General features: G+C 60.1%; 10 protein-coding genes and 2 pseudogenes. 7 read left to right on the top strand and 5 right to left on the bottom strand.

The annotated features are described in order from the left end of the window. Positions 1–35: 35 nt before the first annotated feature. The 5 genes from H8S56_RS01885 (at position 36) to dhaL (ending at position 4,867) form a co-directional block, all read left to right on the top strand. On the top strand, positions 36–1,046 hold the full coding sequence (locus H8S56_RS01885; RefSeq protein ID WP_024696352.1) for a substrate-binding domain-containing protein: 1,011 nt from the start codon (positions 36–38) through the stop codon (positions 1,044–1,046). Between the two features lie 232 nt (positions 1,047–1,278). After that, positions 1,279–2,034, top strand: a complete 756-nt coding sequence (locus H8S56_RS01890; RefSeq protein WP_024694782.1) for an SDR family oxidoreductase — start codon at positions 1,279–1,281, stop codon at positions 2,032–2,034. Between the two features lie 27 nt (positions 2,035–2,061). After that, complete coding sequence (locus H8S56_RS01895) at positions 2,062–3,177, top strand: MDR/zinc-dependent alcohol dehydrogenase-like family protein (RefSeq protein ID WP_024686372.1); 1,116 nt, start codon at positions 2,062–2,064, stop codon at positions 3,175–3,177. Positions 3,178–3,217: 40 nt separating this feature from the next. Beyond that, a complete protein-coding gene (locus tag H8S56_RS01900; protein WP_187517704.1) occupies positions 3,218–4,219 on the top strand; it encodes a dihydroxyacetone kinase subunit DhaK in 1,002 nt (333 codons plus the stop codon). A 3-nt stretch (positions 4,220–4,222) separates the two neighbouring features. Next, positions 4,223–4,867, top strand: a complete 645-nt coding sequence (gene dhaL, locus H8S56_RS01905; protein WP_187517705.1) for a dihydroxyacetone kinase subunit DhaL — start codon at positions 4,223–4,225, stop codon at positions 4,865–4,867. A 51-nt stretch (positions 4,868–4,918) separates the two neighbouring features. On the opposite strand, the gene H8S56_RS01910 is transcribed toward dhaL, so the two are convergent. The 4 genes and pseudogenes from H8S56_RS01910 to H8S56_RS01925 all read right to left on the bottom strand — a co-directional run bounded on the left by H8S56_RS01910 (position 4,919) and on the right by H8S56_RS01925 (position 7,456). Beyond that, positions 4,919–5,716, bottom strand: coding sequence for a phosphodiesterase (locus H8S56_RS01910; RefSeq protein ID WP_187517706.1), 798 nt, complete (start codon positions 5,714–5,716; stop codon positions 4,919–4,921). 92 nt (positions 5,717–5,808) lie between these two features. Next, positions 5,809–5,967: pseudogene (locus tag H8S56_RS24665) on the bottom strand (carboxymuconolactone decarboxylase family protein); the annotation flags it as partial. Next, positions 5,927–6,208, bottom strand: a pseudogene (locus tag H8S56_RS01920) (LysR family transcriptional regulator); the annotation flags it as partial. The pseudogenes H8S56_RS24665 and H8S56_RS01920, both read right to left, overlap by 41 nt. A gap of 162 nt (positions 6,209–6,370) precedes the next feature. Continuing rightward, a complete protein-coding gene (locus H8S56_RS01925; RefSeq protein ID WP_408003768.1) occupies positions 6,371–7,456 on the bottom strand; it encodes a GGDEF domain-containing protein in 1,086 nt (361 codons plus the stop codon). A 311-nt stretch (positions 7,457–7,767) separates the two neighbouring features. Between H8S56_RS01925 and yghX the strand changes: the two genes are divergently transcribed. Further along, on the top strand, positions 7,768–8,655 hold the full coding sequence (gene yghX / locus H8S56_RS01930) for a YghX family hydrolase (RefSeq protein WP_187517708.1): 888 nt from the start codon (positions 7,768–7,770) through the stop codon (positions 8,653–8,655). 268 nt (positions 8,656–8,923) lie between these two features. Here yghX and ydiJ read toward each other — a convergent pair whose 3' ends face one another. Next, positions 8,924–11,971, bottom strand: coding sequence for a D-2-hydroxyglutarate dehydrogenase YdiJ (ydiJ, locus tag H8S56_RS01935; protein WP_187517709.1), 3,048 nt, complete (start codon positions 11,969–11,971; stop codon positions 8,924–8,926). Positions 11,972–12,125: 154 nt separating this feature from the next. Between ydiJ and H8S56_RS01940 the strand changes: the two genes are divergently transcribed. Continuing rightward, positions 12,126–13,031, top strand: coding sequence for a LysR substrate-binding domain-containing protein (locus H8S56_RS01940; RefSeq protein WP_024685841.1), 906 nt, complete (start codon positions 12,126–12,128; stop codon positions 13,029–13,031). The last annotated feature ends 7 nt before the right edge of the window (positions 13,032–13,038 follow it).

Consider the following 13,038-nt stretch of genomic DNA (forward strand, 5'->3'; position numbering starts at 1 on the left):
GAACGACTGACTACAACAATAACGGAGTTCTCATCATGAAATTCGGCACTTCCCTGGCCGCTGTCGCGGCGCTCACCCTGCTGGCCAGCAGCATCACCCTGGCGGCAGATGGCAAGACCTACAAGATCGGCGCTGCCGTCTACGGACTCAAGGGCCAGTTCATGCAGAACTGGGTGCGTGAGCTCAAGCAGCACCCGGCAGTCAAGAACGGCACCGTGCAGATCACCGTGTTCGACGGTAACTATGACGCGCTGACCCAGAACAACCAGATCGAAACCATGATCACCCAGCGCTATGACGCGATTATCTTCGTGCCCATCGACACCAAGGCAGGGATCGGCACCGTGGCCCGCGCCATGGCCGAAGATATCCCGGTCATTGCCTCCAATACTCGCGTGGCCAGCGCCACGGTGCCCTATGTCGGCAACGACGACGTCGAGGGTGGGCGACTGCAGGCCCAGGCCATGGTCGACAAGCTCAAAGGCAAAGGCAATGTCGTGATCATTCAGGGGCCGATTGGCCAGTCCGCCCAGATTGATCGTGAAAAGGGCGAGATGGAAGTCCTGAAGAAACACCCTGACATCAAGATCATCGAGATGAAGACCGCCAACTGGTCACGCGCCGAAGCCCTGGCCCTGACGGAAGACTGGCTCAACGCGCACCCTAATGGCGGCATCTCCGGCATCATCGCGCAAAACGACGACATGGCCCTCGGCGCGCTGCAAGCGGTCAAATCCCGTGGCCTGACGCCTGCCGAAGTCCCTGTCACCTCTATCGACGGCATGCCGGATGCGATTCAGGCAGCCAAGAAAAACGAAGTAACGACCTTCCTTCAGGACGCTCAGGCCCAATCCCAAGGTGCACTGGACGTTGCCCTGCGCGCCCTCGCAGGCAAGGACTACAAGCCACAATCCGTCATTTGGGCGCGCTACGCCAAAGACGTGAAATGGGGTGACGGGACAGACAAGAACTACATCCTGCCGTGGGTGCCGGTGACGGACGCCAACGCCGATGCGCTTTACCAGCAGGTGAGTGGCGGGAAGTAGCTTCCCTGATGGCAGCCAAAACCTGAGAGCCTGACTGGATGCAAAACCTGTGGGAGGCGGCTTGCCGGCGATGGCGTCAGCTCAGTCTCTGATGTGCAGCATCAAAAAACGCATCGCCGGCAAGCCGCCTCCCACAGTCCGTTGGCTGCGACAAGATGTGTGTCTAGCCATGAGTAGTCGGTGTGACAACGAGCATAGGCAGATACCCCCCCAAAACACAGGAGTCATGTTCATGTCTGGATTCTGGAATCAGGCCTTCGACCTTACCGGCAAGTGCGCGGTGATCACTGGCGGAGCCGCCGGGATCGGTCTGGCCTGTGCCAGCCTGCTGGTCGAGCGCGGCGCGCGGGTTGCGCTGCTTGACCGAGACCCTGCGGTGGTCGATGTCGCTGCGAGCCTTGGCGACGGGCACATCGGTCTCGCCGTGGACCTGCGCCAGCTCGATCAGGTGCAGCGCAGCATCGACAGTGTATTTGAGCACTTCAAGCGGCTGGACTACCTGATCAACAGCGCAGGCGTTGCGTTGCTGGACAAGGCTGCCGACGTCACAGAAGACGCATGGGACACCACGCTGGACATCAACCTGAAGGCCAGCTTTTTCGTGGCACAGGCTTGCGCCCGACACATGCTCGCTCAAGGCAGCGGGCGCATCGTCAACCTGGCGTCGCAGGCCGCGGTCATTGGCCTGGATCGCCACGTCGCCTATTGCGCCAGCAAGGCTGCAGTGGTCGGCATGACCAAGGTGCTGGCCATGGAATGGGCGCCACACATTACCGTCAATGCCATCTCCCCCACCATCGTCGAGACCGCACTGGGCAAAAAAGCCTGGGCCGGCGAGCTGGGTGAAAAGGCCAAATTGCAGATTCCGGCGGGCCGCTTCGCCCAGCCGGAGGAAATCGCTGCGCTGGCGCTGTACCTGCTCAGCGATGTCGCCAGCATGATCACCGGAGAAAACGTGGTGATCGATGGCGGCTACAGCATTCAGTAACTCACTTTCTGTCGCGAGGTTTTCGTCATGTCCACCGTTACCGAACGCACTGCCGAGCAACTCTCACCTGTGATCCCCGCCACCATGCAGGCCGTGGTCTGTTATGGCCCGGAAGATTATCGCCTTGAAACCGTGGACGTCCCGACGCCCGGTCCGGACGAGATTCTGACCAAGGTCGAGCTGTGCGGGATCTGCATGGGCGACATCAAGACCTACCGCGGCGCGCCCTCGTTCTGGGGCGATGCCGAGCAGCCCCGCTACGTCAAACCACCGATGATCCCCGGCCACGAGTTCGTCTGCCGTGTGGTTGCCTTGGGTCCTGGCGCAGAAAAACGCGGCGTGAAGGTCGGCGACCGGGTGATTTCTGAACAGATCGTGCCGTGCTGGGGCTGCCGTTTCTGCAACCACGGTCAGTACTGGATGTGCCAGAAGCACGACCTGTACGGTTTCCAGAATAACGTTCAGGGTGCCATGGCCCAGTACATGATCTTCACCAAGGAAGGCATCATTCATAAAGTGCCCGATTCCATTGCGCCGGATGAAGCGATTCTGATCGAGCCGCTGGCGTGCTCGCTGCACGCGGCAGAACGCGCCAATGTCGATTTTGATGATGTAGTGGTGGTGGCCGGGGCGGGTACGCTGGGCCTGGGCATCATTGGCGCAGTTCGCATGCGCAACCCGAAAAAGCTGATCGTGCTGGACATGAAACCCGAGCGTGCCGCCCTCGCCCTGCGCATGGGTGCCGACGAAGTCTGGAACCCGGCCGAAGTGGATGTGCTGACCAAGATTCGGGACATCACCGAAGGCTACGGCTGTGACATCTATATAGAAGCCACCGGACACCACAAGGCGGTCAATCAGGGCCTGGCGATGCTGCGCAAGCTGGGGCGTTTCGTTGAATTCAGTGTGTTCAACGACGAAGCCACGGTAGATTGGTCGATCATCGGTGACCGCAAGGAACTGGACGTGCTGGGCTCACATCTGGGGCCATACATGTACCCACGCGCCATTGATTTCATTGGCAACCGCAAGATCGACATGCGCGACGTGGTGACTCACAAGTTCGCCCTCGCCGACTTCAAGGAAGCCTTTGCCGTGATGGAACGCGGCGACAAGTCGCTGAAAGTCGTACTGGAACCCTGATACGCACTCTCCTTATAAAAAGAACACAGGACACCGCGTTATGAATCGAGTCATCAACGATCCGGACCAAGTGGTCGAAGACATGCTGCGCGGCATTCTGGTTGCGCACCCCGAGCTGTCGCAAAGCGACACTAACCCCAGGGTCATCCGTAAAACCAGGCCCTCACCACAAGGCCAGGTGGGGATCGTAACGGGCGGTGGTTCAGGTCACGAGCCCGCCTTTCTGGGCTATGTCGGCCCAGGCCTGGTGGATGCGGTCGCGGTGGGCGAAATCTTCTCTTCACCGACCGCCAAAAGCTTTTTCGACGCCTTCCGCGCAGCCGATCACGGTGCGGGCGTGGCCTGCCTGTATGGCAACTACGCAGGCGACAACATGAACGTGAAGCTGGCGATGAAAATGGCCGCCAGCAAGGATTTGCAGATTCGCACCGTTGTCGCCAACGACGACGTGGCCTCGGCCCCGAAAGCCGACATTGCCAAACGTCGCGGGGTGGCCGGGGAAATATTCATGTGGAAAACCGGCGGCGCGGCTGCGGCGCTGGGCTACGACCTGGACGGCGTGATCCGCGTTGCGCAAAAAGCCGTCGACCAGTGCCGCTCCATCGGCATCGGCCTGACGCCTTGCACCATCGCAGCCGTCGGCAAGCCCAACTTCCAGATCCCGGACGGCCAGATGGAGTTGGGTATCGGCCACCACGGCGAGCCGGGCATTGAAGTCATTCCCATCGAATCCGCGGCAGCGATGGCTGAACGCATGCTGGCACCAATACTCGCTGACCGGGATTTCGGCCGTGACGATAGCGTCGTGGTGCTGGTTTCGGGCCTCGGCGCAACCCCCGTCATGGAGCTGTACATCTTTTACGCCGAAGTGGAGCGCCAGCTCGGCGCCCTTGGCTTGAATATTCATCGCTGCTACGTCGGCAACTACTTCACGTCACTGGAAATGATGGGCGTGACCCTGACCCTGCTGGGTCTGGACGCCGAGCTGAAAACCCTGATCGACCACCCTTGCCGCTCCATCGGCATGACCCAGGCGGAGTGAACCATGAGCCAGCATTTTTCCTCTCGTGATGGCAGCGCCATCGTCACCGACCTGGTCACCGTGATCGTGGCCAACCGCGAGTACCTCAGTGAAGTCGATGGTGCCATCGGCGACGGCGACCACGGCATCAACATGGCCAAGGGGTTCGCCCACTGCGGGCGCAGCATCGAAGGCCGCCAACTGACCCTCGCCGAGGCGCTCGATGAGCTGACACTCAGCCTGATGGAAGGCATCGGCGGTTCCATGGGGCCACTGTATGGCAGCCTGTTCATCGGCATGGCCGACGAAGTGCGCGGCAGTGAACAGATCGACGCAAGCGCCTTCGCCCACTTGCTGCGCGGTGGCCTGACGTCATTGCAGGACATTACCGAAGCCGGTGTGGGCGACAAGTGCCTGATGGATACCTTGATTCCGGCGGTTGAGGCCTTCGAACAGGCCCATGCCTCAGGCGCTTCGTTCAACGACGCGCTGGACGCCATGAAACGCGCTGCCTCTCAAGGGCGTGACTCGACCAGGGATCTGATGGCAAAAATCGGTCGTGCCAGCCGCTTGGGCGAACGCTCGATCGGTGTACTGGACGCCGGCGCGGTATCGTGCTGCCTGATACTGACCCGACTGGCGGATTCGGTGCAGCCCAGGCTGGTCTGACGCTGAAACCTGATCAGGCTTTACACATGGCTGAGACAGGCAGCACCGCTGTCATGCAAACGCGAACGGCCCTTCAAAGGTTCCGACCGGAACCCAGTGAGTGATGAGGCCGTTTTCAGGCGTCCAGTGATGCAGCAGCAATGCAGGCGGTTCCAGGTAGGACGCCTCTTTGGCGTCTGCGCGAAGCTGCAAGGCAATGGCAGTGGTCGTGCTGGGTGCCGTGCACAGCAGCGTTCCGCCAAAGCGCAGTTGCATGAACCGATGAATATGCCCGCAGACGATGCGCTCCACGGCCGGGTATCTGGACACCACTTCGGCCAGGCGCTCGCCCCTCTCGCACCGATAGTCATCGATATAAGGAATGCCGCTGGAAAACGGCGGCTGGTGCATCATGATCAGGGTCGGCTTGTCGGGCTCCAGCGCGAGCGTGCGCTCCAGCCACTGGGTCGCGGCATCGCTCATGTCGCCGTGATGCTGCTCAGGCACGCTGATATCCAGGCCGATGATACGCACCGGCTCAGGCCCTGAATAAACAAAGTGGCAGCTTTGATCATCATCGAAATAGGTATGCTCGGGAAACGCACGACGCAGATTCTCGCGATGATCGTGGTTGCCAGGAATCAGCATCAGCCTGGCTTTGAGCGGCTTGAGCAGCTCCCGCGCCATTGCGTATTCATCAGGGTGGCCCTCGTCCACCAGATCACCGCTGAACAGTATCAGGTCAGGCGCAGGGTCCAGCCTGTTCAACTGATCGACCGCCGCTGCGAGCATCGCATTGGAATCGACTACGCCTTGATACAGCTGGCCGCGGGGCCTCACGTGAGCATCGGAAATTTGCGCAATCAGCACCCTTCACCTCCTTGATCATGATGACGCCCGCCAGGCTATCAGTCCTGCGCGCCCGCCTCAGGATAAACCGGCTCTCCCAGGTTAAGCATCAAGCGATTGGTCAGTTGCTCGAAGCGTTGCGCATGCACCGACGCGCAGTACACGCAGCGGTTGATGCGCGACACCACGGTGCTGGCCAGCTCCCGCTCAGCGCGCGACAAGCCGCCCGGTGCGTACATGATGGCGTTGAAGGCTTGCAAAGGCTTGCGCACGCTGGCGAATGTTGCGAATGCCCAGCAGCGCACTCTCTACCTCGCCATACATCATGAAGGCTTTGTGCGTGGGCGTGACTTTCGGGCCGCTGCGCTCAAACAACGCGAAACCCAGTTCCTGCTCAAGCTCCTGGATCACCCGGGTGACCGAAGGTTGCGAGCGACCCAGCATTTTGTCAGCGGCCGTGACGCTGCCTGCCGACATCACTGCCGCAAAGGCTTCAAGCTGACGCAAATCCATAAACACCCTTGATCGAGACGGATGGTGGCGCAAATCCTCACTGCGCGAACCCGCGATTCAAGACGCGGTATGCAAATCAGCGCTGTTGAGCGCGGCCTGCGAGACCGATAGAACGCGCACAGGCCTACCGCAGCACGCACACCATCGGCGACTACCTGCGGCTTATATTTCTGAAAGCGGCACGTCCACGATCACCTGCGTGGCCGCCATGACACGATTGCGTCCTTGTTCCTTGCCCTGATAAAGCAAGGCGTCTGCGCGATTGAGTGCAGCCTGAAAGGCTTCGCCCGGATGGACAGTGGCAATCGACAATGTCGCGGTGACTTCCAGTTTGCGCGTATCGATGCGCCCTGCCTCTTCGCCGATACGCATCCAGATCCGCTCGGCCACGCGCCGCGCATCGGTCTCGAGCGTGTTGGGCATCAGCACCAGAAATTCCTCGCCGCCCCAACGCGCAGCCATATCACTGCCCCGCACGCTCGAACTGATCACTGCCGCGACCCGCTGAAGGATCAAGTCGCCTGATTCGTGGCCATGAACATCGTTGATCTGCTTGAAGTGATCGATATCAAGCAATATCAGGCAAGCCGAGAGCCCTTCGCGCTGAGACTCCAGCTGACGAACCCGATACAGAATGCGACGACGGGTATAGAGATTGGTCAAACTGTCGCGATTGGCAATGTGAAACAGGCTCAACTGGATGGACGAGGTAAACCGCACCGACAGCGCAGTCGCATAAATGGACAGAGAGGTCGCGATCAGTACGTTGCCGATACCGAACAACTCGAGCACCTCCCTGCTCAATCCGGACGACAGCCCCATGTATCGACGAAACGTGAAGCAACCCACGACCGCCAGCAGGATCGCCAGGCTGAAGAGCACGCGTCTGAACGTTGCCAACTGGAACGTAAACGCGATGATGGGCACGACACAGAACAGGTAAAAACTGAAGTTGCTCTCCCAGCCCAGCACCCAGGTGGCAAGGACCGCGTGCGCAATGATTTCGAGACTCATCAGTTGACCGGCCTGCCTGTAACGCTTACCGCTAATCAGGTACAGGCAGTTGAGGTAAATCAGCGTGCTCAGAAAATTGGCACCCCAGAGGATGGTCACATCCAGCAAAAAGAACACAAAAAACAACACGAAGTGAATGAGCAGCGCGAAATACACAATCGGGACGATGTGTTTCCAGAACTGCACAGCAGTTTCCTTGAACAACTGGGAACGGTCATCGGAGGAAAGAATCATCGCGTTATCTCGAAGGTGCAGGTCGAATGCGCTCATGGGTGCACAAGGCACAATTCATACGTATTGTCGGCAAAATACAACCGTGCTTGATGTACGGCACAATAATTATATTGTCGCCTTTGGCGTGAGCAGGACTTGTTTGAAGGCATAAGGCCAGGAAAGTGCCGCACGGGCTTTTGAACAATTCAAGTCACGCGTCAGGCTCGCCGGTGGCGCAGGTGAAATCACTCCATGGAGCCAAACACTGCTTTAATGGAGCCTGACTCGTCGTGGCGCCTATAACCTCTAACAATCCAGAAGGATGGGTACGGATGGAACGTCTCACAGCGAAAGACTTTGCCCCTGAACTGCTAGAACTTTATGACTATTACGCGCACGGCAAGATCAACCGGCGCGAATTCCTCGACCGCGCGGCAGTGTTCACATTGGGAGGCCTCACTGCAAGCGCACTGCTTGCTTCGCTGAGCCCCAATTACGCGCTGGCCGAGCAGGTGGAATTCACCGACCCGGATATCATCGCCGAATACGTGTCCTACCCCTCGCCCAGGGGTCATGGCCAGGTGCGGGGCTATCTGGTGCGCCCTGCCAAGGCCACAGGAAAGGTCGCGGCTATCGTCGTGGCGCATGAAAACCGGGGTTTGAACCCTTACATAGAAGACGTCGCCCGCCGCGTGGCCAAGGCCGGGTTCATTGCCCTGGCGCCGGACGGGCTGTCATCGGTGGGCGGTTATCCCGGCAACGACGACAAGGGCCGTGAGCTGCAGCAGAAGGTTGATCCTGAAAAACTCATGAACGACTTCTTCGCCGCCATCGAGTGGCTGATGAAGCACGACGCTACCACCGGCAAGGTCGGTATTACCGGTTTCTGCTATGGCGGTGGCGTGACCAACGCGGCAGCCGTGGCCTACCCGGAGCTGGGCGCTGCCGTGTCGTTCTACGGGCGTCAGCCGAAATCCGAGGATGTGGCAAAGATCAAGGCGCCGATCATGATTCATTACGGCGAACTGGACACTCGCATCAACGAAGGCTGGCCCGCTTACGAACAGGCCCTGAAAGCCGCTGGCACGACCTACGAAACCTACATTTATCCGGGTGCCAACCACGGTTTCCACAACGACTCGACCCCTCGCTATGACGAAGCCGCAGCAAAGCTGGCGTGGGACCGGACGCTGGGGTGGTTCAGAAAGTACCTGGTTTGAGTGTTATTCAACCCATAAACCTGTGGGAGCTTGCTCACGAAGGTCTCGGTTCAGGCTCCTCATTATGGCCTCTTCGCGGACAAGTCCGCTCCCACGGGCTGAAACCGGTTTTCAGTTCGTAGGAGTGGACCGGGCGGCGTTCCGTTTGTCCACGAAGACTGGCTTTCAGGCGCACCACCTCGGCTGAATGTACCGGCCTATTCGCGAGCAAGCTCGCTCCCACATGGTTGCAGCTATCCAGTGCGAGCGGTGCACATCAGCGTGATTATCACCCAGCCCGCAGCCGCTCCAGCAGCACCTGCAACGGATGCCTGATCACCTTGCCATCCTGCCGCTTGACCTGACTCCTGCACGAGTAACCATCAGCCAGCAGCCGGTCATCACCGCCATGACGCGCCACCAATGGCTGCCACGACTGGCTGTAGATGATCTCGCTGGTCTTCACGTTGCGGGTTTCGTGGCCGTAGGTACCGGACATGCCGCAGCAGCCGCTCGGCAATACCTGCAGCGTCAAACCCTTACGTGCGAATGCCTTCTGCCACAAGGCGACGCTGGCCGGTTCGTTGGTCTTTTCGGTGCAATGCGGCAGGAAGTAATACGTCTCGCCTTCTGCTTCAGAGCCTTGTTCGACCTGCGCCGAGGCCAGCCATTCCTGCGGCAACAGAACGGTCGGTACATTGTCGCTGCCCAGGGTCTTGCTGTATTCCTGGCGATAGACCAGCGTCATGGCAGGGTCGAGCCCGATCAGCGGAATGCCGGATTCCTGCAGCTTGCGCAGTGACTGGCTGTTGAAACTCGCCGCCTTTTCGAACGCCGCCAGGAAGCCCTGGACCTGTAATGGCTTGCCGTTGGGGGCAAATGGCGCGAGATAAACCTGGTACCCCATACGCGAGATCAGCTCCAGCCAATCAGCCGCCAGCGGGGTTTCGAAGTAGCGGGTGAACGCATCCTGCACCAGCACCACCGTACGCTGACGCTCTTGCTCGGTCAGTGCCGCCAGACGCGCAGGCGTCGCAATACCCACGTTCCAGCGTGCGCACGCTGCGCGAAAGTCCATCCGGCTCAACAAAGGGCTGTCGACCATGCCCGCCACATGTTCAAGCACGTAGCGCACAGGCCTGGCGCCCATCACGCCGTTGTACAGCGCAGGAAAACGCGCCAGATACGGGATACTGAACTCCAGCGAACCGATCAGATAATCCTTGAGCGGACGCAGGTAACGGCTGTGGTACAGCTCCAGGAAGCGCGAGCGAAACTCGGGAACGTTGACTTTGACCGGGCACTGACCTGCGCAGGACTTGCACGCCAGGCAGCCTGACATGGCGTTGTACACCTCATGGGAGAAATCCTTCTGCCCGGCTACGCGGGCCACGCTGTTCACTGTGCGTTCCGCCAGGCTCTTCACCACATTGGCTGTGCGGGCCCTGGCGCTGACGGTCAGCACGTTGACGTCCTGCTCGCCTTGCAGGCGCAGCCACTCCCGGACCAGCGACGCCCGACCTTTGGGCGAGTGAACACGATCGCGAGTGGCTTTCCAGGACGGGCACATCGCATCGTCCGGGTCATAGTTGTAACAAGCGCCGTTACCGTTGCAATGCAGCGCGGTGTCGTAGCTCTGCCAGACACGCTCGTCGATGGTGCGGTCCAGATCACCGCGCAGCTTCACTTCGTCCACCTGCGTCAGACGCGCCTCAGGCACGGAAGCAGGCGTGGCGATCTTACCGGGGTTGAGCTGGTTGAACGGGTCACAGGCCGCCTTGAGCGCCTGCAGGGCCGGGTACAGCTCGCCGAAGTACTCAGGCACATACTGCGAGCGCAGTCCCTTACCGTGTTCACCCCAGAGCAGGCCACCGTAACGCTTGGTCAGCGCGGCAACAGCATCGGAAATCGGGCGAATCAGTGCGGCCTGCGCCGGGTCTTTCATGTCCAGAATCGGCCGCACGTGCAGCACGCCTGCGTCCACATGGCCGAACATGCCGTATTGCAGTCCGTAGCTGTCCAGCAGCGCACGGAATTCCTGAATGTAATCGGCCAGGTTTTCCGGCGGCACAGCCGTATCCTCGACAAACGGCTGCGGGCGCGCCTCGCCCTTGACGTTGCCCAGCAACCCTACAGACCGTTTACGCATGGCGTAGACGCGATTGACCGCCGCGCTGCCGGTTGCCAGCGTATGCCCAAGGCGTACCACAGACGTGTCGGTCTGCAGGTGCGCGACAAACGCATGCACACGCTGTTCGACTTCGTTCAGCTCATCACCGCTGAATTCGATCAGGTTGATGCCCAGCGTCGGCGTGGCCGGGTCTTGAGGAAAGTACTCGGCAACGCCATGCCAGACGATGTCCTGCATCGCCAGCATCAGGACCTTGGAGTCCACGGTTTCGATGGACAGTGGCTTGTGTGCCATCAACGCCTTGGCGTCGCGCAGTGCATCCATGAAGCCTGCGTAACGCACATTGACCAGAATCGAGTGTTTCGGGATGGGCAGCACGTTGAGTCTGGCTTCGACGATAAAGCCCAGCGAGCCTTCGGAGCCACAGAGCACACTGTTGAGGTTGAAACGCCCGTCCTCTTCACGCAGGTGCGCCAGGTCATAGCCGGTCAGGCAGCGATTGAGCGGCGGGAAGATATCCTTGATCAGTTGCGCCTGAGTATCGGCAATCTGCTGCGCGCAGCGATAGACATCGCCCGCACGATCAACTCGCGCCTGTTCGCCAGCCAGTTCTCCGTCATCCAGAGCTTTGGTGTTCACATACGAGCCGCCCAGCAACACGGTGGACAGTTCCAGCACGTGGTCACGGGTCTTGCCGTACGTGCAACTGCCCTGCCCGCTGGCGTCGGTGTTGATCATGCCGCCCACGGTGGCGCGGTTCGACGTCGACAGCTCGGGAGCAAAAAACAGCCCGTGGGGCTTGAGCGCGGCATTGAGCTGATCCTTGACCACGCCGGTCTGAACCCGCACCCAGCGCTCCTCGACGTTGATTTCCAGGATGTTGTTCATGTGCCGGGACAGATCAACCACCACGCCATCGGTGAGCGACTGGCCGTTGGTCCCGGTGCCGCCGCCACGTGGCGTCAGGACCACCTGTTTGTATTCGGGACGAGCGGCGAGCCGGGCAACGATGGCCACATCATGGCTGTCCATCGGGAACACCGCCGCCTGCGGCAGGCGCTGATAGATGGAGTTGTCAGTGGCCAGCACGGTGCGCGACCCGATGTCCCGTGCGATCTCCCCGCGAAAACCACCCTCGCTCAGGGCGTTGAGGAAACGCTCATAGTGAAGAACCTGTTCGGGCATCGGTTTCAACAGCGCAATCATGGTGGTTTTCCTGACTGGTTAGGCTTTTTATATGCAAAGCACGTATGCTTCGAATGACTCGCAAGCACGGCAATATCAACGGTTAACATGATTCTCCGGCCTGCGACGCCTCAGTGCAAACGTAAAACCTGCCGTTTTTCCATGAGCTTTATGAATGAACCCCAGAAGACTGACGCCGTCGATGTCGCTGCTCATCGCTTTCGAGGCGGCCGCCCGGCATGGCAGCTTTACCAAGGCCGCCGATGAGCTGACGCTGACGCAGAGTGCAGTGAGCCGTCAGGTTCAGGCGCTGGAAGCCCAGCTCGAGGTTGAATTGTTCAAGCGCGATGGCCGGCGCATCGAGCTGACCACCGCAGGCGCGCTGTATCAGCACGAACTGGCCGCAGCCCTCGGTCGTATCCGCAGCGCAACCCTGCAGACCATCGCGCACAAGGCCGAAGGCGGCACCCTGCATCTGGCGGTCTTGCCCACCTTCGGCTCAAAGTGGCTGCTGCCGCGCATGAATGACTTCTATGCCCGTCATCCAGGCAATGTGGTGCATGTTCACTCGCGCATCGTCCACGCCGACCTGACGCCGGCGGCCAGCGAAATGAACGCGATCATTTGCGCCGGCACAGGCAACTGGCCTGGCTACATCGCCCACCCGTTGGTCAGCGAGAAGCTGGTGCTCATTGCCAGTCCCGGCGCGCTTGAAGGCTATGCGTCGATGACGCCCGCGCAAGTGGCGCAGCACTCGCTACTCAGTGTGGTGTCGCGTCCCAATGCCTGGTCGGACTGGTTCGAGCGTAACCGGCTGGATCATCACGTAATGCGCCCCGGCCCGAGCTTTGAGCTGACCTCGCACCTCATCCAGGCCGTGGCTGCAGGCATCGGCATCGCGCTGGTGCCACGCATTCTGGTGCAGGATGAACTCGGCAGTGGTGAACTGGTGACCTTGTTCGAGCCGCTGGACAGTGGCCGCAATTACTATCTGGCCTACGCCACACGCTTTCAGAACCTGCCATCGTTGTGCGTGTTCAGGGACTGGCTGCTGTCCATTCCGTTTCCCGATAGCCTCTGATCCGGAG

Origin of the sequence: Pseudomonas triticifolii (assembly GCF_014358015.1) — a bacterium.
GTDB classification, from domain to species: Bacteria; Pseudomonadota; Gammaproteobacteria; order Pseudomonadales; family Pseudomonadaceae; genus Aquipseudomonas; species Aquipseudomonas triticifolii.